The organism is Methanolacinia paynteri (assembly GCF_000784355.1).
In the GTDB taxonomy this organism is placed as follows: Archaea; Halobacteriota; Methanomicrobia; order Methanomicrobiales; family Methanomicrobiaceae; genus Methanolacinia; species Methanolacinia paynteri.
Window position 1 is genome coordinate 171677 of record NZ_KN360939.1, and the last position, 22385, is coordinate 194061.

The window sequence follows — 22385 nt, forward strand, 5'->3', positions numbered from 1 at the left end:
AAAAAAAAGATGGTTTGAGAATTAATCTACCATGCCGTACTTGGTCTTGAGTTCTTCCCAGTACGGGTCTGCCATTAGCATGGTGATGCCGTCATTGATAGTCTCAAGAAGTTCGGGATCGGATTTCCTGATTGCAACACCATACTCTTCGTTTGTATCGATCTCCCCTATGACCGACAGTGGCTTTCCTTCGATTGCCTCAAGCATCGGCGGCTTGTCATATACTGCGAAGTCGATTCTCTTGTTCTTCAGGTCCTCTGATACGAGTGGGAATGTATCGTATGTCAGAAGATTCTTTTCGGGCATGATGCCGGTCTCTATAAGATTGTTCTCAATCCATTCCACACCTGAAGTTCCCCTCTGTCCGCCGATGACGTACTGTCCGCTCATGAAGTCATCCATAGTGAAATTGTTGTCATCGTGCTTTGCCACGGACTGGTTGACCTTCCAGTATGGAATAGAGAAGTTGACCTGTTCCAGTCTCTCCGGGGTGATTGTCATTCCCGAGTAGACCATATCGATCTTTCCTGCCATAAGTGCAGGGATGATTCCGTCCCATGCGACAGGGATAACCTTTACTTCAAATCCCTTCTGTTCAGCGATCCATTTTATGGACTCGACATCAAAGCCGACCGGGTTTCCGTCGGTATCGATATAGCTGTAAGGTTTGTATTCACCGTCTATTCCGACGATATACGTCGTCGTCTCTCCCACGCTCGATCCGTTCGCGGGTGTCTGGTCATCACCGGATGTACTTGTGCACCCGGAAAAGACCATTGCCAGTGCGAGAACCAGCACCAGAATTGCACCATAAACCTTCACGGTCATAAAGAGAAATATCGCCAAAAAGAAATATAACCATTTTGACTTGATTTTTCGTTAAAAGATTATGTAAATAAGCCGCTATAGGTTAAAAAAATTTATTTAACCTTGTTATTCCGGCATTTTGTATCTAAAGATCACCGTGCGGACAGAATCACACAGGGGGTAAAAGTTTGTTGTATCCAAACGATGATTTAATGTATTTTTTTACCGATTTATTTAATTGAGTTTTCAGGAGTCTTTTGCGATGTGCAATCCAGATATTCCATGGTATGTGGTATGGGGTTTCGGGGGTCATATCAAGTCCACGGCAACTACGCTTATTATCGGGAAAAAATCCGATGTAGAAGAGATTCCTATAGAATCAGTCGACCACCTTCTCGTTGTGGGCGGCCATAATATTCACACTTCCACAATCATTCATCTCCTGAGACAGAATTCATCTGTATCGTTCTTCGATGCCGACGGGACTCCTCTGGGAATTCTGAGGCCCTTCGGGAGAAAAACCGAAAGGGAAATGGCGGAACTCCAGGCCGAAGGTTCGTCCTATAACAGCGCCGCAGAGATCGTCAGGTCATCAATTAAGGCGAGAATTATGATGATCGAAAAAGCGGGAAGGGAGATCGACCGGGAGCTCTATTATAAAAGCGAGGATGAGATCCTCTTTACGAGCCTGGAGGAGATCGATTATCTCATCAAGATGGAGGAGCTTAGGAGAATCCATAAATTTACATCGGATATGTATTATGAAATAATGGGGAGGTGCCTGAGTCCGTCTCACGGTTTCAAAAGAAGAACATCCCGTCCGCATGTTGATCCGGTAAACTCCATGCTTTCGCTTGGATACTCGATCCTGTTCGGCAATTGCTGTGTGCCGCTTGTAGGTGCATACCTTGATATCGATAAGGGGATTCTTCGCGAGGGGACAAATTCCCTGGTTCTCGATCTTATAGATCCTTTGAAGCCGTTTATGGTTGATTCCGTGGTATTTTCTATTGCACGCGAGTATCTTACTGCCGATATGTACGAGACGAATACGAAGAGATGCCATCTCGACCAGGGGACACTGCGCTTATTATCCGATGCCCTTAAGAGGTCTATCAATCAGAAGAAGATCGAAGAGAATGTATTGTCTTACAGGGATTCACTTATAAACAGAAGACCGCTGAAGTTTTCTTACTGAGTCAAGTTTGTAGAAGAAGGGAGGGTTTTTCTCCTTCCCTGTGACCCTCCCCCTGATCGCGATAAGTCGCAAAGGGGATGGACGAGCATCCCCTTTAGCTCCAAGATGAGTTCTTCCGTCCGCTTGAAATTTTAGATATGATCCTGAAGTCTCGTTGATTTTTCCGGCCGAAGGGACTTCGCCCCTTTCGGAACACGGGGCGACCTTCGGTCACTTTTAAAAATAATATACTTAGAGAAAGATCTTCGCCCCAATCGATTCTTTCTTACTTTATGTCCATAAATTTTTTCTGCAAAATCCTATCCATAAAATATTTTAGGGAAAGAAAAAATTCTCAGTAGACCCTGACGATCTCGAAATCTTCGTAATCCATTGGGCCTTTTTCAGAGATGTCTATATCTCTTATATGCGCTCTCGGGCATTCCCGGAGGGAAGAGAGGAATTTGTCTATTATTATATCATCTCCGGTCGCCCTGATGCAGACCCTTCCGTCTTCAAGATTCATGACTTCGCCGGTTATCGAAAGCTGCGAAGCTATCCTCCTGACGCATGCCCGAAATCCCACGCCCTGGACTTTGCCGGTAACATATGCCTCTATTGTTTTTAATCTGGGGTTCTGCTCTTCAGTAATCCCGGAAGCATCTGTATCCTGAGCCATAGCCATATGGTTTTTAATCCCGGTTGCATATTAAAACTGTCATTTTGGATAAATGTAAAAAGGTCGCAATATTTCACTCGAATGCCACAAGGGTGGCTTTAAACTCATTTTCGAGTTTATGGATCTTTTCGAGTTCGCATTTTGAAAGCGATGAATATCTTCCCGATGAGTCGAATTCACTGTAAGCAACAAGGATCAGGCCCAGGTATTCCTCGCACTGCCTGAGATCTCTCATCTGCTCCTTCGAGAGTGCCGCATACCTGTTCATGATTATCCTGTTCCCCGGAGCATTATTAAACGTACCGGTGAGTTAAAAAAAAGTTTAGATTTGTTTCACTTATTTACGGAACTGGGGCATCATGCCTCTTATCTCTGCACCCACCTTCTCGATAAGGTGCTCTTCATCGGCCCTTGTGAGTGCGTTGAACATCGGCCTGTTGACGGCATTTTCAAGCATCCATTCCTTTGTAAATGCGCCTGACTGGATCTCTTTCAGGATCTGCTCCATCGCTGCCTTGCTTTCAGCACCGATTACTCTCGGGCCCCTTGTAATATCTCCATACTGTGCGGTATTGGAGATCGAGTCCCTCATCTTCGTAAACCCGCCCTCATAGATCAGGTCCACGATCAGCTTCATCTCGTGAAGAACCTCAAGGTATGCCATCTCGGGTGCATATCCTGCCTTGACGAGAGTCTCGAATCCTGCTTTAATAAGTGAGGTCGTTCCTCCGCAGAGCACCGCCTGCTCGCCGAAGAGATCGGTCTCCGTCTCCTCGCGGAAAGATGTCTCGAGCACGACAGCTCTTGTTGCGCCGATACCCATAGCATAGGCAAGGGCGATCTCTTTTGCCTTTCCTGTGTATTCCTGGTGGATAGCGATCAGTGCGGGGACACCCTTTCCTTCCTCGTATGTCCTCCTGACCATATGCCCGGGGCCTTTGGGCGCGACCATAATTACATCGACATTGGCCGGGGGAACGATCTGCCCGAAATGAATATTGAACCCGTGGGAGAACATCAGGCATTTGTTCTCTGTGAGATATGGCGCGATCTCGTTTTTGTATACGATCCCCTGCATCTCGTCGGGGAGCAGGATCATGATGATGTCGGCTCTCTCTGCGGCCTTTGAAACGTCGAGAGCTTCGAGTCCGTCCGCCACTGCCTGATCCCTGCTTTTTCCGGGTCTTATGCCTATGATGACATCAAGACCGCTGTCTCTTAGATTTAAGGCCTGTCCTCGTCCCTGGGAGCCGTATCCCATAACGGCTATTGTCTTTCCTGACAAATTCCCCAGATCAGCGTCCGATTCGTAATATTTGTTGATCATTGATTTCTCTCCTGTATGACGATTTAATATATGCGATTATATGTTATTTTGTTTGCTCAGGCTGTTATCTGCCATGGGTGTCGGCAGATTGCAGGCCGGTTTAAAGCCGGAATATGGTGTGTTTCCGGTATAAATTATTGGGTGTCGTGAGAGATAAGCATTCTTGTCATGCGGTTCAAAGGGTGGGTGATCTCAATGTGTTGTGGTGCGCCCATGAGGGTTTTGGCGCAGCATCTGGTGCGAACCCGCAGTTTTTGACATAACAGTTAAATATCGTTTTGTTCATTATTCATAATGGAAGTGACTGAAATGAGTGATTGCTTTATTTGGCGATAAAATGTTTCGTTTTCTGGATACCACACTCAGGGACGGCGAACAGACGCCCGGAGTTTCACTGACCCCCGAGCAGAAGCTTGAAATTGCGACTGCCCTTTCTGACATTGGAATTGATGTTATAGAAGCCGGCACTGCCGTTGCATCGGAAGGTGAAAAGGAGGCCATAAGGCTGATCTCGGATGCAGGACTTGCGGCTGAATGCTGTACATATGTGCGTGCAAGGCGCGACGATATCGATTCGGCCGCGGACTGCGGTGTCGATTCGATTCATCTTGTCGTCCCTGTCTCCGATCTTCATATCACAAAGAAGCTCGGGAAGGACCGGGAAGCCGTATACGATATGGCGATGGATGCCGTCTCCTACGCGAAGGAGAGAGGCTTAATCGTGGAGCTTTCGGGCGAGGATGCCTCTCGTGCGGACATCGATTATCTTTCGAACCTGTTCAGGGACGGAGTTTCGGCCGGGGCGGACAGACTGTGCTTCTGCGATACGGTCGGCCTGCTGACCCCGGAAAGGACAGCGGAGATCATACCGCTGGTCTGTCACGCGCCCCTGAGCATACACTGCCACAACGATCTCGGCCTTGCACTCGCAAACACGCTTACTGCTCTCAACAGCGGGGCGACCTGCGCCCACGTGACGGTAAACGGGCTCGGCGAGAGGGCGGGAAACACCCCGTTCGAAGAGGTGGTGATGGCTCTCGAAAGGCTCTACAACTATGATACCGGTATTAAGAAGGAAAAAATCTATCCGCTCTCCACGCTCGTATCGAAGTATACAAGGGTCCCGCTTGCAACGAACAAGCCAATCGTGGGCGCGATGGCCTTCACCCATGAAAGTGGGATCCATGCCCACGGCCTGATGAAAGATTCCAGCACCTACGAACCGCTCTCTCCCGAACTAGTGGGGCGAAAGAGGCGCATAGTGCTTGGAAAGCATTCGGGTTCCGCTTCGGTCAAATCGGCACTGAACGAACTCGGCTACAAGCCGAACGACAAGCAGTTGAACGAGATCGTCCGGAGGATCAAGGAGATCGGTGATCGCGGCGTACGGGTTACCGATGCCGATGTAATGGCAGTCGCGGATGCCGTGATGCTGCTCGAGTGCAGGCCGGTTATCGAGATGAAACAGTTTACCATCGTCTCGGGAAACAAAATAATTCCCACGGCCTCCGTGACCATGAAGGTAAACGGGCAGGAGATAACTGGAGCTGCAACCGGTGCAGGGCCGGTCGATGCCGCATTGAGGATCCTGCAGGAATCCGTATCCGTCGTCGGCGACATCCGCCTTGAGGAGTATCATGTGGATGCGATTACAGGCGGAACCGACGCGGTCGTGGACGTCACTGTAAAGCTGAACAGGGACGGCAGGGTAATAACATCGAGAGGAGCAAGATCAGATATCATCGAGGCAAGTGTCGAGGCAGTTGTTTCGGGAATGAACAGACTATTGAGGAATGAGAATGAAAACAGGAGCACGGATTCTGATTGACAACCTGAAGGAGCAGGGTGTCGATATAATATTCGGATACCCGGGGGGTTCGGTCCTCCCGATATACGACGAGCTTTATGATGCCGATATCAGGCACATACTGGTAAGGCACGAACAGGCAGCTGTGCATGCGGCCGACGGTTATGCACGTGCGAGCGGCCGTGTGGGTGTGTGTCTCTCCACCTCCGGTCCGGGCGCCTGCAATCTCGTATCCGGGATTGCCACCGCAAATATGGACTCCGTTCCCATCGTCGCCCTCACCGGTCAGGTTCCTACAGGAATGCTCGGAAACGACGCGTTCCAGGAGTCCGACATCACCGGAATCACGATGCCTGTGACAAAGCACAACTTCCTCGTCAACGACACGATCAGGATTCCGCAGGTGATAGCCGAGGCGTTCTATATCGCCGGTACAGGAAGGTACGGCCCGGTGCTTGTAGATCTTCCGAAGGATGTCCTGATGAGGAGCGTGTCCCCTGAAGAGATCCTTCCGGGAATTCCGGACCTGAAGGGGTACAAGCCTACATATCACGGTCATCCGCGTCAGATCAAAAAAGCGCTTGACCTGCTGAGGGAATCGAAGAAGCCGGTGATATATGCCGGCGGGGGTATCGTTGCATCGGGAGCCTCTGAGGCCCTTTGTAGGTTTGCGGAGGAAATGGAGATCCCGGTTACGACAACGATGATGGGACTTGGCGCAATCCCGTCCGATCATCCATTAAACCTTGGTATGCTCGGGATGCACGGGACAAAGTTCGCGAACTACGCCGTCACAGGATGCGACCTCCTCTTCACGATCGGTGCCCGCTTCGACGACAGGGTAACCGGGAAGATCGATGAGTTCGCCCCCGGCGCAAAGATCATCCACATCGACATCGACCCGGCCGAGATCGGGAAGAACAAGGCGGTTGATGTCCCTATCGTAGGGGATGCGAAGGTCGTTCTCGACGATATTCTTGAGAGACTCAATCCGGAGGACAGGGTTATCCGGACCGCGTGGCTTGAAGAGATCGGTAAATGGAAGAAAGATCATCCTCTCACCTGCGGAAACGGCGGAGGGCTCCATCCACAGCAGATCATCCGCGAGATATCCACGCTCCTCGACGGCGGCGGGATCATTGTCAGCGAGGTAGGGCAGAACCAGATGTGGGCGGCCCAGCACTACGGCTTTAAAAAACCCAGGCAGTGGATCAGCTCGGGCGGCCTCGGGACGATGGGATACGGTTTCCCTGCGGCGATAGGCGCATGGTTCGCACGCCCGGAGGAGACAATAGTCCTGATCGCAGGGGACGGAAGCTTCCAGATGAACATCCAGGAGCTCGGAACGGTCGCCCAGTACAAGGTCCCGGTCAAGATGATGATCCTAAACAACATGTATCTCGGGATGGTCAGGCAGTGGCAGGAGCTCTTCTATGAGAAGAGATACTCGTATACCGAGCTTCCATTCGTTGACTTCGTCGGGATAGCGAAGGCCTACGGGGTTCCCGGGAGGGTTGTAGAATCCGAAAAGGATATCGTTCCCGCCCTGAAGGAATCGTTCGAGACTGATGGTCCGTTCCTCATCGACTTCAGGATCGAGCGGGAAGAGAACGTATTCCCGATGGTCCCTGCAGGGGCGGCGATAAAGGACATGATCGGCGAGCACGTAGAGCAGGAGGATGACTGAATGAAGCAGCATATCATCAGCGTACTTGTCGAGAACAGGTCCGGTGTACTGACAAGGGTCTCCGGTCTCTTCTCAAGACGCGGTTTCAATATCGAAAGCCTTGCGGTCGGGACATGCGAAGCTCCCGGGATGAGCCGGATCACGATCGTCGCCTGCGGGGACGATGCCCATATCGAGCAGGTTAAAAAGCAGCTCAACAAACTGATCGAGGTCATAAAGGTCATCGACATAACCGAAAGGAGCCATGTCGAGCGCGAGCTTGTCCTGATTAAGGTTAATGCAGAGCCGGGGAAGACGAGGTCCGAGGTCATGCAGATCGCGGATATCTTCAGGGCGAAGATAATCGACGTAGGGCAGGAAACGGTGGTTCTCGAAATTACAGGTGATACGGAAAAGATCCGTGCACTCGAAGAGCTTCTCGTTCCTTACGGAATTCTCGAACTTGTCCGGACGGGCAAAGTCGCACTCCAGAGAGGAGCCGCGACGATCTCCCCCGGAAAATAACTTTTTTTAAATTGAATTTTTTCTTCATAGATCTTTTTCATAATAAGATGGACTAAAAAATCCTGTATCTTCTCATTTTAGCCGGGAATGGGAACTCTGAGAGTGCTTTCCCTCGCACGAGTATGAAAACCTGTGGTGTGACGATCAATATCGTAACACATTTAAAAAATTATGTATTATTGGTTTGATGGGCAGATGTAAGTTGTACTCTGCCGCACACGGTTCAGTCATATTAATTCTATTCAATATGCCTGGATTTGTCATGAAATGGAGATGATAAAGATGAAATTTGTTCATTTAATGTGGTGTTTCTGTATTTGTCTGGCACTCGTCCTGTGTGTACCTGCGGTTTCAGCATCGACAAATGCATATCATATGGAAGCACTTGGTGAATTTGCTGCAACTATTGCAATGGACGAGCTTGATTTTGATTATGGCGATTCCGATGTCGTGGTACTTACAGATGCGGGTCGTGTAGTTGTAGACGGCCAGACTACAGAGAAGGCGGTCTCGGGAATTACTAAAGTATCAGGCCTTCAAAACGGTGACAGCACATTATTCCAGATAAACCGTGCGGAGTGGAAGGGTCTCTGGTTCTATTTCTATAACAGGGATACGGGAAAAGGACTGTACCTTGTGCCTAAAGAGAGTTATTTCAGGCTCACCGATGCAGCAGTGGAATCATTGCCTCCTGAAAATGCCTTCTCGACTATTGCAGTAGTTACCGGGGATCTCTACCAGATGCTTGAAGATACAAATGCCGGGAACAAAACACAGGAAGTACTTGGTGCTGATGCATTTTCTCTCCTCTCTCTGGCGAATGCGTGGGCATACGGGGCTCCTTACGACCTGATGAATGCGGCATCGCTCCATAACCATTTCTGCCCCGGGGTTTCGAGCGGTTACATTCTTGCAAAGTATGTTGAGGAGAATATGCCGCTGACTGATGATACGTCGTACGTGGTTGTATCAAGCCCTACATGGTGCAAAGAAGATATATATAACGTTATGTGGGATATGACTCCCGGAAAAGGAGGAGTGGATAATTCGGCTGTATTTACAGATGAAGACCAGACATACCTGACGGACAAATATGGTATCCGGCCTGCAGGAATATTTGTTCTCTGGAACAGCCAGGAGAACAGCGGGAAGGGCATCGCTCTGGGATTCCGGTTTGATTCTTCAGAATGGACCGGTCCTTCCTGGGGGAGTAAAATATCCCAGACCGTGGATATGGTGCAGAATCTTGATAATCCCGGTGATTATGTTGAAGTGATGAAGGAGTTCACTGTAGATTCCGATATGCTGGCCGAGCTTGAGAATCCGCTTAACAACCCCTACGAAGTTGTAGGAATGATGAATTAAGATCATTTTTCCTTTTTTTGATGTGGCAGAACCATGTCCGTTAAAAATTGTATGATTATTCGTTCGATGGAGTTTGTTGAAATTAAAAAAGGGATTAAATCATCCCGCCTATGATCTCCGTCTCCTGCCCTTCCTCAAGATAGTCCGGGTGGATCTCCTGTTTTACAATGAGCGAGAGGATCAGTACCGCAATTGATAGTATAAACGCTCCGAGGAACGCAAGATCGAACCCTGATGAAAGAACCTCGAGTTTCATATTTGCCGGTGCCTGTGAGGTGACGCCCCTGTGCTCGGCAATAAGCGAGACGCCCTGCAGGAAGATGAGGTTGAATATCGCAATGCCTATCGTCAGCGGGGCGAACCTCTCGAGGCTCGTCAGGCTCGAAACCATTCCCTGGTACTGCTTTCCTACCGAATTCATGATCATATTCGAGATCGGTGTGACCATCAGCCCCAGGCCGAAGCCGATCAGCAGGAGGCAGCCAACCACAAATGCAGTTGTCGTATCTGCGTGAAGGTGCGTGATGAAGTAATAGCCGAGAAGGATCACGAATCCCGCTGCGATGCAGAGCGGTCTTCCACCCGTCCTGTTGAATAGCGCACCCGCAAGCAGTCCGGAGATCATCATTGCAAACGACAGCGATGTAAGTATCAGGCCGGCGGTGGATGAATCGAATCCCTGCACGTATTCGAGATAGAACGGCAGCAGATAGTTGATTCCCGAGAAGCTCAGGAATAAGATGACGAACAGAAGGTTTGAGAGGAAGAAGTTTTTCCCCTTGAAGAGCCTTAGTTCAAGGAGCGGTTCGGAGACCTTCAGCTCGTTCCAGACGAAACCTGCGAGAGAGACGACTGCAATTATCATAGTAACGATTATCGCGGGGGATGTCCACCCCAGCTCCTGTCCCTCGGATATTGCAAATAAAAGCGATGCAAGACCGACGAAGATGAGCAGGCCGCCTTTTTTGTCGAATCCGGAGAGATCGCGATCTTTGCCTGTTACCGTTGACGGGATCACCTTCGCACCAAGCAAAACCGCAACGATTCCTATGGGGACGTTGATGAAGAATATCCAGTGCCACGAGAGATATTGTGTCAGAATACCACCGACTGTCGGGCCGATCGCCATTCCGAGCGCCGCCACGGTCATTATTATTCCCATGGCCTTTCCCTTCATACTCATCGGGATAAAGGCGGTAACCATTGCGGGGGCGATGGCTGTTATCATCGCGCCGCCTACACCCTGGAACACTCTTGATCCGACAAGGGACCCGAATGAATCAAGGAGGTCGGGGAGGAAACCGCACGCAAATGAGCCGACGGTAAATACGATGAAACCTGTCAGGAATATTCTCTTAAATCCGATTATGTCCGAGATCTTCCCGAATATGAGGACACAGCCGGCCATTACGAGTAGGTATGCGGTCGCAACCCAGCTGACTGTGCTCGAGGAGATGTCGAAGGATTCGGAGATCGTCGGAAGGGCGATATTGACGATCGTCCCGTCGATTGAAGACATAAATATTGCAAGCGATATTGCAATTATCAGGAGGCTGTAACTTTTGCCTGATGATTTTTCCGGGGAATCTTTCATAATTGAGTTATCGGGGCAGGCCTAAAATAAATTTCTTATTAATTTTTGCCATTAGTACTCTTCGGAAAACCTTCCGTCACCAATCTCAGGATCAGGAGACTTCGGTCAGGTCGTTTTGTTTCGAGTATCCGGATACCGCAGGTAAAGATCTTCGTTTTCCCGTGTTTCATAATATTTTCAGGGTCTCCATTATACCGGCCGAATATCAGAAAGGAGATTACAACAGAAGAGGAGGTGACTATGTGATTTCCGGAATACAGGCAGAAAAGCTCTCGGAAGACGAATACAGAAGAATATCCCAGATGCTTAAGTACCGCAGAAGATACCAGTATTAATCAATCCCTGACCACAGAAATTTTCTCCATAAATCGCCGGTGCAATGGCATGCGGTTTTATTTTTTTACCTGATTTCACTTTCGCGTTCTATAGTACCCATTTATCATGTCCATAAAGAATCATTATGTAGCGGGTAGGATAAACCCTGGAGATTTGAATATGAAATATAATGCGAAAACATGCCAGAGCTGCGGAATGCCTATGAACAAACCGGAAGACTTCGGCACGGAAGCAGACGGTTCGTCCTCCGTTGAGTACTGCATGTACTGTTATAAGAACGGATCTTTTACAGAACCGGATATTACAATGGACGAGATGGCTGAAAAGGGCGGGGCGATTATGTCACAGATGTTCGAGATCCCTGCCGAAAAAGCCGTCGGATTCATGAAAGAACAGCTTTCATGCCTGAAAAGATGGGCGGGACGGGATATTAAGACCTGCGAGAGCTGTGGAATGCCCCTCGCAAAGGATGAAGACTACGGAACGGAAGAGGACGGATCGAAGAGCGATAAATACTGTATCTATTGTTATAAGGACGGAAAATTTATCGAGCCTGATCTCACAAAGGAGGAGGCGGTCGAGAAGTACGCCCCGATGATGGCAGAACATCTCGGTATGCCTCTGGAAAAGGCAAAGATGATGGTGAACAGCTATCTTTCGACCCTCCCGAGATGGCAGTGAGCCATCTTGCAATCTTTTTTATAGACAGAGAGTTTTCTATCTCATATGGAGATCCCTGAGGATTATATAGGATATACCTGCTCGGTCATAAAGAAGCATTTCGAAGGTCCGTTCTGCCAGAGCTGCGGTCTGCCGATGAAGTGCGAGGGGGATTTCGGGACGGAAGAGGACGGTTCTCCCTCGGCCGATTACTGCCGCTCATGCTACTGGAAAGGGGAGTTCGTTATGCCGACCCTTACATTCGGGGAGATGAAAGTCAGGTGTGCAGAAAGGATGGCGGAGAGCGGGTTCGTGACATACGAAGACGCCCTTGACATGATGTCAAGACTGCTTCCGACACTTAAACGCTGGAGAGTGAATGAAATCTGAATTCACCAGCGGAATTTTCTGTGTTTTTCTTCCATCTCTTCCGTCGTAAGCAGTTCGTAGGAGTGTATTCCGCTGTCTTTGTCAAACTGAACGTCAAGCAGGAGTCCTGCTCCTGTATGATGAAATTCTGCGGAGACAGGATCGGATCCTCTCTGGACATAGCCGAGATTTATCAGCCTTTTCTGCAGTTCCTGAAAATCTTCCGCTGAACATTTTTCAAAAAGGTTTTCAGTTTTTTTCCTTACCGTATCCCTGCCTAAATATTCTTTCATGGACCGTCCTTTCCAGGTAATAAGATAAAATTCTTTTGCCCGCATTTTATGTTCCTGAAAAAAGGGTTCTATATCATTACGTTGAATAATATCCCATGAATCGAGCCGATATTGCAGAGGAGAATTTCAAGAGCGGGCTGAACTGTGCGCAGTCGGTTCTTATGGCTTTTGCCGGTGATTTCGGTGCCGAACCCGGAACCGCAAGAAGGATTGCAAGGGGATTCGGAAGCGGAATGGGTACGGGCGATACCTGCGGTGCAGTGTCCGGCGGCGTAATGGCGATCAGTCTCCATGTCAGCGACGAAGGCGATGCATCTCTGGCGAAAAAGAGAACATATGAACTGGTGAGGGAGTTCAAGAAACGCTTTTCAAAAGAGACGGGCTCCCTCGTGTGCCGCAATCTTTTGGGATACGACATAAACAATCATGAAATAATGAAGAGCATCCCTGCCGATAAGCTGCCGAAATCTGTTTGCGGCCAGTATGTTCGTATTGCTGCCGGCATTCTTGACGATATGCTGAAGTGACGATCTCCTTTTTGGAATGTTATTGTATGATATGAGAGAGGGAGGGGGAAGATTCCCCCTCCCTATGGCCCTCCCCCTCGGTTGCGATAAGTCGCAGTCGGGGATGGACAAGCATCCCCTCCTGCTCCATGAAGAAGCTCATTTATTTCGAAATTTCAAAAGAAGGATTATGTTATGATTACTTTCATCTCCCCGGCCGAGGCTACCCGGAAGGGTAGCGTCCAGGCCGGGCTATCGCAATAGCGCAAAGCCCTGAGGACAGGGCGTGTTCGCGAAGCGAACTTGCGCAAGGGTTGCCTCTAAAAAAATTCAACTTATTTCGAAACCACGGAAGACCTTTGGGTACCTTTGAAAAATAATTGAGTCAGATGAGAGAAAGGTGTCTGTTTTGGAACCTTAGGTGGAAGAGCAATTAGCCTTAAAATTTAAAAAGATCAAAAAAAATTATTTTAAAACAGCGCCTCTGTTTGCCTGTCCGACCATTTTCACATATCGTGCGAGAACTCCCTTGAGCTCTCTCTTCGGGGGAACATAAGCCTCTCTTCTCTTTTCAATCTCTTCAGGGCTTACCGCAAGATCAAGCCTTCTCTCATGAAGGTTGATCTCAATTATGTCTCCCTCTTTCACAAGACCGATCGGGCCGCCTGCCATCGCTTCGGGTGCGACGTGGCCGATGCACGGTCCTCTTGTGCCGCCGGAGAACCTGCCGTCGGTAACCAGTGCGACCTTCGTATATCCCATGCCCATTAGTGCAGATGTCGGCGAAAGCATCTCCGGCATTCCCGGTCCGCCGATCGGGCCCTCGTTGCGGATGACGAGAACGTCGCCCTCGTTGATCTTTCGTCCCAGGATCGCGTCCATAGACTCTTTTTCATTCCTGAAGACTCTTGCGGGTCCGCTGTGCACCCACATGTCGTCGTTTACAGCCGAACATTTGATGACGGCGCCGTCCGGGGCTAGGGTGCCTTTCAGTATCCTGAGCCCTCCTGCTTCATGCACCGGAGTTTCGATCGTTTTGATCACATTTCCATCGATATACCTGACCGAACCGGCGATCTCCACGACCGTTTTTCCTGAAACCGTTCTTACATCCGAAAGAAGAGGGAGAAGCCTTTTAAAAACCGCAGGAATCCCTCCTGCACGGTGGAGAGTCTGCATCGAATGCGGCCCGCCGGGCTGCATGGAGCAGATATGCGGAACCTGCTCTCCGATTGCAGTGAACTCGTCAAGACCGAACGGGATGTCGGCCTCTTCTGCGACGGCCATCAGGTGAAGGACGGTGTTCGTCGATCCGCCGAGAGCCATATCGACTCTTATTGCATTTCTCATGCTCTCTGCCGTGACAATATCGCGGGGAAGGATGTTCTCCCTGACAAGGTCCACAACCCTCTCGCCTGTTTCGTAGGCAAGCCTCATCTTTTCCGCATCGACCGCCGGAACAGCCGCACATCCCGGAAGCGACATCCCCATCGCCTCGGTCATGCATGCCATCGTATTTGCCGTGTATAGTCCCTGGCAGCTTCCGCATCCGGGCATCGCGGCCTTTTCAAGCTCTGTGAGCTCTTCGTCGCTCATCTTTCCCGCGGCAACCTTCCCGACACCCTCGAATACGTCGGTGAGCGAGATTTCGCACCCGTGGTGATAGCCGGGGAGCATATTGCCTCCTGTAATAACGATTGCAGGAATATTGCATCTCACCGCAGCCATGAGCATTCCCGGAACTATCTTGTCGCAGGTGCATATGCATACGAGACCGTCGAACCTGTGGGCCTGGATCATCAGCTCCACTGCGTCTGCAACGTTCTCTCTCGAAGGAAGGGAGTAGGTCATTCCTTCGTGGCCCATCGCGATTCCGTCGCAGATGCCTATTGTATTGAACTCGAACGGGGTTCCGCCTCCTGCAGCAACTCCCTCGCGGACACGCTCGCCGATCATTCGAAGATGCGTGTGCCCGGGAACTATCGAGTTCCACGAGTTCGCTATGCCTATGAAAGGTTTTTTCATCTCCCGGTCGGATATCCCGAGAGCCCGGATCAGGGACCTGTTGGCAGCCCTTTCATAACCCGATTTCGCTTCGTCGCTCCGCATTGTAACCGATCATGATTGGATTGTAAAATACAAATAAATTCTTGCGGGGGACGGAAAAATGCCGATCTGGTGCACCCTTCAGGCACTTGCAGCAATCTGATAATTATATGAGTTATCGGGTTCCACCTGATTTGTATGTGTGGTGAAGAGGAGATCCGCGGATATATAGACCAGATAAAAAACGGAAGTCTCCAGGAAAAAAGAGGTGCGGTCGACTCCCTTGCCGGGTGCGGTGAACCTGCTGCGATCCTGTTATGCGAATTCATCGAAGAATCCGGTGACAACGATTCGATGTGGTACGCCGCATCGGCACTTGCAAAGATCGGGGTTGCCGCCATCGGGCCGCTCTCCGATCTGCTGAAGAGTACCCCTTCAAGAGATGCAAAAAAGTATGCCGCTGCTGCTCTCGGTGCGATCGGCGAACCATCGATAGACATTCTTCTGGAGATGCTCTCCGGCGACGACAAGGTTGTCAGGGGCTATGCATCGCAGGCTCTTATCCGCGTAGGCGAACCGGCGGTTCAGCCGTTAAAGGATCTCATAGACAATTCCGACGGAGTTGTTGAAAGATGTGCGGTCCTGACGCTTCACAGGATGGGAACTGTCGAGCCGGAAGCGGTTGAAAATGTACTTAGAAAAGATTTCTAAATTTTTTTTTGGTTTTTTGTTTAAAATATTGTTTCTTGTTTCTGTTTAATCTGTGATGAGTTTTGAGGATTCGTAATGCTTCAGGTCTGCCTCAAGCCCGAGCCCTTTTACATATTTCATGAGTTCATCGTGATCCCGTTCGTGATACATGTGTGCCGAGACCGAGGTATGCGAGTACCACCCGACATCCGCTTCGAGGCGATCAGCGATCATCTTCTGGAGATGGACGAGGGCGTACATGTTCGCCCCGAGTGCGGAGAGCATGTCGTTCGACCTGAAATCTACGTGCATATTGAGTCTCCCGTCGCGGACGAAGCACTGGATTCTCTGGAGGCACGGCGGATTGTCCGATTGATCGTCTTTCGGGGGAAACCACGTGATCGCTTCGGCACGGCGTGAATTGGGCTCGGCTTTGAGTTTTTCTATCAGGTATTCCACCTGGTCGATCCCTTTCCCGTCGCCATCCCCCCTGAAATCCGAATCTCCAACCGGGTAATCGAAGAGGCGGTCATGGTATGTATATACGAACTCGTTCTCGGTCCCGTTCAGGAGATCGTTTACATACTGCTTCATCGCCCCTTCGCCGAACATGTTGAACGGGCTAATCATGTAGTCCTCAAACGGATTTTTAACGTGAATATTCAGCGGTTCGGGAAGCTCTATCGTCTTTTCTCCGTCCTCCGTGACCAGATATTTCCCGTGCTTCAGGATGGTCTTGATAACCTCTTCATGTGCCTTGCCCAGTGAAAATGCACGTACGTTGAACACCTTAAAACCATCTCCCTTTGATAAGAGTATTTTCGCCAACCTATTTCAGATTGTCTGATTGCCCGCACCAGAACGGGCATTCTTTTTTCCTGCATTCCCTGTTCAGTCCCGAAAATTCACAGCAGAACTCTTTTGTAACCGGCAGGGCGACTTTGAAGTTTTCTTCCAGGAACTTAACCGCCCCGATTATGGCGAGATATGTATCCCGTTTGCAGCACCGCGGCCCTCCTGCATCTGCTATCGCCATTAAAGCCGTTGCCGTCATCCTGTTCGATAGCGACCAGGATTCACCTGAAAGAGGGGTCGAACCCGTGATCACGCTGATGAAGATCCCTGTTCCGATCGCTGCACCGCATGTTCCGTGCGTTCCGCAGAAACCCCCTTTGATATGCTCCGAACGACTGAGTGCCTTCTTCAGCGCTTTTTCCTTCTTTTCCGGCTCGTTTATTTCATTATAGTATGCCGTGATGAGTACTGCCGGGACGAGGTAGTGGTGTTCGGGGCCGTGCATGTGCATGCTTGGGTGGCGCATGAGCGTTATTGCAATTTTTATCGGGTCTTTGAGATCCGTATTCAGGCAAAACGCTGTTATTATTCCTTCAGCCTCTCTTCCGTGGCATTCGTCGCATATGAAATGGCCGTTTTCGCATGCAACGTTCGTCCTGAATTTCTTACCGCAAAACGAACATTCCATCTCCTTTTCGGTATCGCTGTAGACCAGTTCCCCGCCGCAGATGAGGCAGCCGGTCTTCTCATCGGTCATTCTTCTCACCACTCGTGTATACTGTTCTCTTCAGGATCGCCATAATGATTGGCAATGCCAAATGGATTATAGCGATGCCGACAGAATAATAGTTCATGCAGACCTCGCCGGAGATGGATGCCTATTTTAAATCGCTTCAGACCGGGCTTGAAACCGCAATAAAGGTTGCAAAGCAGGCGCGTCTGAAGGGAATCGATCCGAGGACCATTGTGGAGATCCCTATTGCAAACGATCTTGCCGACAGGGTCGAGGCACTGCTTGACATCAAAGGAGTAGCGGCGAGACTCCGCGAACTCGGTGAGACGATGTCCCGCGAGGAGGTCGCCCTGAAGATAGGCGACGATTTTATTGCAAAGAAATTCGGCGAGCAGACAAGGGAAGAGATCCTCGATCACGCGATAAGAACATCGATGGCTCTCCTGACCGAGGGTGTCGTTGCGGCCCCGACCGAGGGTATAGGAAAGATCGGCGTCGGCAGGAATGACGACGGGACCGAATATTTAAAGATCTATTATGCCGGGCCTATCAGGAGTGCGGGCGGAACGGCCCAGGCTCTCTCCGTTCTTGTCGGGGATTATGTCCGAAAAGGTCTCGGTATGTCGGCGTTTATCCCGAGGGACGAAGAGGTCGAGAGGTATGTCGAGGAGATCAAGAAATACAACAATATAATGAGCCTCCAGTACCTTCCGCCGGACGACGATCTCAGGTATATCGTCAGGAACTGTCCTGTATGCGTCGAAGGCGAGCCGACGGAGAAGGTCGAGGTATCGGGTTTCAGGAACCTCGAACGCATTGAGACCAATGTCGTCAGGGGCGGTATGGCCCTCGTTGTCGCCGAGGGAATGGGGCTTAAGGCCCCGAAGATCCAGAAGGTCGTCCGCAAGGTCAAGATGGAGGGCTGGGAATGGCTCGACAAGCTTGTTTCGGGCGGAACTTCTTCGGCGGGTAAAGAGGAGAAGAAAGAGGAGGACGAGGGATTCCACCTCAAGCCCAAGGACAAATACATCAAGGATCTTATCGGCGGAAGGCCGGTCTTCTCCTACCCTATGAAAGCCGGCGGTTTCAGGCTGAGATACGGCAGATCGAGAAATACCGGATTTGCGGCTGCAGGATTCAACCCTTCAACACTCCATATACTCGGCGATTTCCTTGCGGTCGGCACCCAGATGAAGGTCGAGCGTCCCGGGAAGGCGGCGGGAGTGGTTCCGGTCGATACGGTAGAGGGGCCGACCGTCCGCCTGAAAAACGGGGACGTGATGAGGATCGACACGATAGAGGATGCGCTGAAGTACGGTCCGCAGGTCGAAAGAATCATCGATGTCGGCGAGATGCTTGTTTCATACGGCGAGTTCCTCGAGAACAACCACAACCTCGTCCCGTCCGCGTACTGTCACGAGTGGTGGATGCTCGAAGGCGGTGAGAAGCGGCCGGAGAGTGCGATGGAAGCGGTCGAGATGGCCGTGTCCGGTGCATATCTTCATCCGGATTATACATATATCTGGGACGATATCTCCGGAGAGGATGTAGTCGCCCTTGCAGATGCAGTGTCCGCCGAAGGAGAGATCAAAGAAGGCGCCCTGTATCTCCCAGGCGATTTTCAGCTGAAGAGCACTCTCGAAATTCTCCTCCTTCCCCATAAGGTCAGGGACGGAAAGATCGTTATCGAATCCCCGATCGTCTTTCTCGCATGCCTGGGCCTTACGATGAATCTTGAGAAGAGAGAAAACCGCGAACACCTTCCCGAATGCAAGAACGGTCTTGAGGCGGCATCATATCTGTCCGGATTTAAGATGCGTTCAAAAGCCGGGACGAGAATCGGCGGAAGGATGGGCCGCCCTGGAAAATCCAAACCGCGTAAGATGAATCCTCCACCAAACGGACTATTCCCTGTCGGCGACGAGGGCGGATCGAGGCGCTCTTTCCAGGAGGCTTCCAAGTCGAAGGAGAACAGGCAGGGGGGACTGATTACAGCAGAGATGGGTCTTCGCCGGTGCCCTTCGTGCAAAAAGATAACATACAAGAATATCTGCGAGTGCGGGACCCATACCGAACCCGAGTATGTATGCCCCAAGTGCGGGCGGAACGTTGTCGGCGGAAAGTGCCCTGTCTGCGGGATGGAGGGAGTCTGCAGCCAGCAGGTCCAGATCGACGTAAAGGGGGAGTATGATTCCGCCCTGAAGAATCTCGGGATGATCAGGGACCTGGAGCCCAAGCTGGTGAAAGGCGTAAAGGGCATGATGTCGAAGGAGAGATGTGCCGAGCCGCTGGAAAAGGCGGTTTTGCGTGCCGCAAAGGAGCTGTACGTATTCAAGGACGGAACGCTCCGCTACGATATGATCGACCTGCCGCTCACCCATTTCAAACCGAAGGAGATCGGGACTTCGGTTGAAAGACTGATAGAACTTGGTTACCCGAAGGATGTCTACGGGAAACCGCTCGAATCCGAAGATCAGGTACTTGAGCTCAAATGCCAGGACATTCTTGTCTCCGAGGACTGCGGCGAATGGCTCCTGAAGGTTGCGATGTTCATCGACGAGATGCTCGGAAAGCTCTACGATCTTCCTCCCTACTATAATGCGGAGAAGAAAGAGGACATCGTCGGCCGGCTGCTCATGGGGCTTGCCCCGCATACGAGTGCCGGCGTTCTGGTGAGACTTCTCGGTTTTTCAAAGGCGTTTGTAGGATACGGCCACCCGTATTTCCACGCGGCGAAGAGGAGGAACTGTTTCCAGGGCGAGACCGAGATTATGATCTATGACAATGAGAAGTGGCAGACGCTTCCGATACGAAAGTTCGTGCTCGAAAACTTTGATATCTCGAAGACAAACTTCGATCTCGTCGGGACATATTATTCCGATCCCTCAAAGACCTTCTGGGTTCACTCGCTCGATATCTCCGGTGCGGTCAGGATGAGGCGGGTCACTTCGGTATCGGTCCACAGGTCCCCGAAGACTCTCATCCGGTTCGAGACCTCGCGGGGAAGATCGGTAACCGTTACCCCCGAACACACGATGCTTGTCTGCGATCTTGCTTACCAGCGGAGGGTCAAGGCCCTTGAACTGAAGGAAGGAGATTTCGTCCCGATATTCGAGGGCACGTGCATGATAAACGACAGGATAGTCGGGCGTGAGATCCTCGAATCCGCCGAGGACTATGTGTTCTGCCTGACCGTGGACCAGGATCACAACCTTCCTGCAAACGGCATCTTTACCGGACAGTGCGACGGGGATGAAGACTGCGTGATGCTCCTTCTCGACGGTCTGATCAACTTCTCCAAGTGTTTCCTTCCCGAGACGAGGGGAGGTTCGATGGACGCCCCGCTCGTCCTGACGAGCAGGATAGATCCTTCGGAGGTTGACGGAGAGTGCCACAATGTGGATGCATGTCCGTCGTATCCGCTCGAGCTGTATCTCGAAGCGCTGAAGTACACTCACCCGAAGGATCTTGAAAAGAAGATCGACCATGTCGCCCTCCGTCTCGGGACCCCGGGGCAGTATGAAGGGATCATGTTCACCCACGATACAACCGACATATCTGCGGGCCCGCTTATATCCTCTTATAATACCTTAAAAACGATGACCGACAAGCTCGAGGCCGAACTTGAACTTGGTAAGATCATACGTGCGGTCGATGCCGACGATGTCGCGGAAAGGGTGCTCAATACGCATTTCATACGCGATATTATGGGCAACCTGAATTCTTTTTCAAAACAGTCGATGCGCTGCACTAAGTGCAATGCGAAGTACAGGAGGATGCCGCTTTCGGGGAAGTGCAGGTGCGGGAATAAGGTGATCCCGACCGTCCACGAGGGGTCGGTCAAGAAATACCTTGAGATGTCACAGAAGATGTGCGATGAATATAATGTATCCGAATATACGAGGCAGAGGGTGGAGGTACTCTCGATGGCGGTCCTTTCGACCTTCGGCGAACCGCCCGAGAAGCAGATGGGTCTGGCGGATTTTATGTGAGTTTTTTAACCCTCTTTCGTATACCGGGATACTGGCTGGATGATGGTGTGATGTTGGTATGATTTTGGGTATGAATGGTATCTCCATTACTGTCGCATTGCCCTGTGGCACATTTCAGGTTTGATTTCTCGTCACATCTTCCTGCCGGAAGAAGACCGGCAAATGTAGAATATACGGTCTGTTTATTAAATCTGACGCAAATAAATGCTATAATCTCTTTTCTGCTATATAGATTTATATTGCAGGGCTATACTGCGGTATTGATAAGGTCGGGGATAAAAATGACTACTTATGGCAGGGGCGAAAGATTACGACGAGATCGCGTTAAAATGTGTTCCATATCCTGAGGCTTTTTACGGAACAGTTCTTGATTTCATCTTCCCGGAGGATAAGAAGATCCTTGAGCTTGCATGCGGTACCGGAATCCTTACGGAGATGATCACCGGGAAATGCCCGGGTGCAGAGATTACCTGTGTCGATATGGATGCGGGGATGATCGAAAAAGCCGGTGAAAAACCTGCACTTTCCGGTGTCAGGTTCATCGAAGGTGATATGAGAGATTGTTCCGGGAGCGGTTATGATGCGGTCGTTGTTACGCAGGCGATATTTTTCATCGGTGATTCCGACAGGAGAATTCTTGTTGCAAAGATCCGCGACATGCTTGACGAGGGGGGCAGGTTCGTCTCCGGCGATATGTTCGCCCCGGGGACCGAATTTGAAAATGAGTTATACAAAAAGAACTGGATTGACCTGATGCTCTCAAACGGGCTCTCCCTTTCCGAAGCGGAGAATATGATCGCGCCTCTCGATGATTTTTGCGGGAAGAATACTATTGAATCCTTTTCATCGGAACTTTATGCGGCGGGTTTTAGCAGAGTGATTGTGCCCTACAGGTCGGGATATTACGGGGTTGTTGTAGGCTACAAATAGGGGTTGGTGTAAAAAATATTGCACTAATTGTAATGTTTATATTACATAAATCTCAACATAATTGAGAAAAGTTTTCCCACGTTAGTTC

20 protein-coding genes are annotated in these 22385 nt (G+C 50.4%); 11 read left to right on the forward strand and 9 right to left on the reverse strand.

Features of this window, described 5'->3' with window-relative positions:
• Positions 1–21 precede the first annotated feature (21 nt).
• Entirely contained in the window at positions 22–828 is an 807-nt protein-coding gene (locus METPAY_RS10675; RefSeq protein WP_048152522.1) for an ABC transporter substrate-binding protein, read from the reverse strand.
• 241 nt (positions 829–1069) lie between these two features.
• Here METPAY_RS10675 and cas1 point away from each other — a divergent pair, with 241 nt between their 5' ends.
• Positions 1070–2005 (forward strand): CRISPR-associated endonuclease Cas1, encoded by a 936-nt coding sequence (gene cas1, locus METPAY_RS10680; protein WP_048152329.1) that lies wholly within the window; start codon positions 1070–1072, stop codon positions 2003–2005.
• 334 nt (positions 2006–2339) lie between these two features.
• Here the strand turns inward: cas1 and METPAY_RS10685 are convergent, their stop codons facing one another.
• From METPAY_RS10685 to ilvC, 3 genes are all read right to left on the reverse strand, one after another.
• A complete protein-coding gene (locus METPAY_RS10685; protein ID WP_048152330.1) occupies positions 2340–2663 on the reverse strand; it encodes an acylphosphatase in 324 nt (107 codons plus the stop codon).
• 73 nt (positions 2664–2736) lie between these two features.
• Complete coding sequence (locus METPAY_RS10690) at positions 2737–2931, reverse strand: hypothetical protein (protein WP_048152333.1); 195 nt, start codon at positions 2929–2931, stop codon at positions 2737–2739.
• Between the two features lie 69 nt (positions 2932–3000).
• Entirely contained in the window at positions 3001–3990 is a 990-nt protein-coding gene (ilvC, locus tag METPAY_RS10695) for a ketol-acid reductoisomerase (protein ID WP_048152336.1), read from the reverse strand.
• Positions 3991–4327: 337 nt separating this feature from the next.
• On the opposite strand from ilvC, the gene METPAY_RS10700 reads away from it, so the two are divergent.
• The 4 genes from METPAY_RS10700 to METPAY_RS10715 all read left to right on the forward strand — a co-directional run bounded on the left by METPAY_RS10700 (position 4328) and on the right by METPAY_RS10715 (position 9353).
• The gene (locus METPAY_RS10700) at positions 4328–5818 is read left to right on the forward strand and encodes a 2-isopropylmalate synthase (protein ID WP_245611622.1); all 1491 of its coding nucleotides are present in this window, start codon (positions 4328–4330) and stop codon (positions 5816–5818) included.
• Positions 5790–7484: a biosynthetic-type acetolactate synthase large subunit gene (gene ilvB, locus METPAY_RS10705; protein WP_048152342.1), complete on the forward strand. Its 1695-nt coding sequence runs from the start codon at positions 5790–5792 to the stop codon at positions 7482–7484. The genes METPAY_RS10700 and ilvB overlap by 29 nt, the downstream gene beginning before the upstream one ends.
• Positions 7485–7988 carry an acetolactate synthase small subunit gene (gene ilvN, locus METPAY_RS10710; RefSeq protein WP_048152344.1) on the forward strand — a complete coding sequence of 168 codons (504 nt, stop codon included), beginning with the start codon at positions 7485–7487 and terminating at the stop codon, positions 7986–7988. It begins immediately after the preceding gene.
• A 282-nt stretch (positions 7989–8270) separates the two neighbouring features.
• On the forward strand, positions 8271–9353 hold the full coding sequence (locus METPAY_RS10715) for an FmdE family protein (protein WP_048152524.1): 1083 nt from the start codon (positions 8271–8273) through the stop codon (positions 9351–9353).
• Between the two features lie 94 nt (positions 9354–9447).
• On the opposite strand, the gene METPAY_RS10720 is transcribed toward METPAY_RS10715, so the two are convergent.
• Positions 9448–10947 carry an MFS transporter gene (locus tag METPAY_RS10720; RefSeq protein ID WP_048152348.1) on the reverse strand — a complete coding sequence of 500 codons (1500 nt, stop codon included), beginning with the start codon at positions 10945–10947 and terminating at the stop codon, positions 9448–9450.
• Between the two features lie 495 nt (positions 10948–11442).
• On the opposite strand from METPAY_RS10720, the gene METPAY_RS10725 reads away from it, so the two are divergent.
• Together METPAY_RS10725 and METPAY_RS10730 are read left to right on the forward strand one after the other, a co-directional pair.
• On the forward strand, positions 11443–11964 hold the full coding sequence (locus METPAY_RS10725) for a zinc ribbon domain-containing protein (protein WP_048152351.1): 522 nt from the start codon (positions 11443–11445) through the stop codon (positions 11962–11964).
• A 45-nt stretch (positions 11965–12009) separates the two neighbouring features.
• Entirely contained in the window at positions 12010–12333 is a 324-nt protein-coding gene (locus METPAY_RS10730; protein ID WP_052418784.1) for a zinc ribbon domain-containing protein, read from the forward strand.
• Positions 12334–12335: 2 nt separating this feature from the next.
• On the opposite strand, the gene METPAY_RS10735 is transcribed toward METPAY_RS10730, so the two are convergent.
• Positions 12336–12605 carry a hypothetical protein gene (locus METPAY_RS10735; RefSeq protein ID WP_157199067.1) on the reverse strand — a complete coding sequence of 90 codons (270 nt, stop codon included), beginning with the start codon at positions 12603–12605 and terminating at the stop codon, positions 12336–12338.
• A 95-nt stretch (positions 12606–12700) separates the two neighbouring features.
• Here METPAY_RS10735 and METPAY_RS10740 point away from each other — a divergent pair, with 95 nt between their 5' ends.
• The gene (locus METPAY_RS10740; RefSeq protein WP_048152356.1) at positions 12701–13132 is read left to right on the forward strand and encodes a C-GCAxxG-C-C family protein; all 432 of its coding nucleotides are present in this window, start codon (positions 12701–12703) and stop codon (positions 13130–13132) included.
• Between the two features lie 444 nt (positions 13133–13576).
• Here METPAY_RS10740 and ilvD read toward each other — a convergent pair whose 3' ends face one another.
• Complete coding sequence (gene ilvD, locus METPAY_RS10745; protein WP_048152358.1) at positions 13577–15220, reverse strand: dihydroxy-acid dehydratase; 1644 nt, start codon at positions 15218–15220, stop codon at positions 13577–13579.
• A gap of 135 nt (positions 15221–15355) precedes the next feature.
• On the opposite strand from ilvD, the gene METPAY_RS10750 reads away from it, so the two are divergent.
• Complete coding sequence (locus METPAY_RS10750; protein WP_048152360.1) at positions 15356–15868, forward strand: HEAT repeat domain-containing protein; 513 nt, start codon at positions 15356–15358, stop codon at positions 15866–15868.
• A 45-nt stretch (positions 15869–15913) separates the two neighbouring features.
• On the opposite strand, the gene METPAY_RS10755 is transcribed toward METPAY_RS10750, so the two are convergent.
• Positions 15914–16675, reverse strand: a complete 762-nt coding sequence (locus METPAY_RS10755; protein ID WP_245611623.1) for a thymidylate synthase — start codon at positions 16673–16675, stop codon at positions 15914–15916.
• A gap of 1 nt (position 16676) precedes the next feature.
• A complete protein-coding gene (locus METPAY_RS10760; RefSeq protein WP_048152361.1) occupies positions 16677–17399 on the reverse strand; it encodes a DUF5714 domain-containing protein in 723 nt (240 codons plus the stop codon).
• A gap of 95 nt (positions 17400–17494) precedes the next feature.
• On the opposite strand from METPAY_RS10760, the gene METPAY_RS10765 reads away from it, so the two are divergent.
• Together METPAY_RS10765 and METPAY_RS10770 are read left to right on the forward strand one after the other, a co-directional pair.
• Entirely contained in the window at positions 17495–21367 is a 3873-nt protein-coding gene (locus METPAY_RS10765; RefSeq protein WP_048152364.1) for a DNA-directed DNA polymerase II large subunit, read from the forward strand.
• Between the two features lie 291 nt (positions 21368–21658).
• Positions 21659–22297, forward strand: a complete 639-nt coding sequence (locus METPAY_RS10770; RefSeq protein ID WP_048152367.1) for a class I SAM-dependent methyltransferase — start codon at positions 21659–21661, stop codon at positions 22295–22297.
• Positions 22298–22385 lie beyond the last annotated feature (88 nt).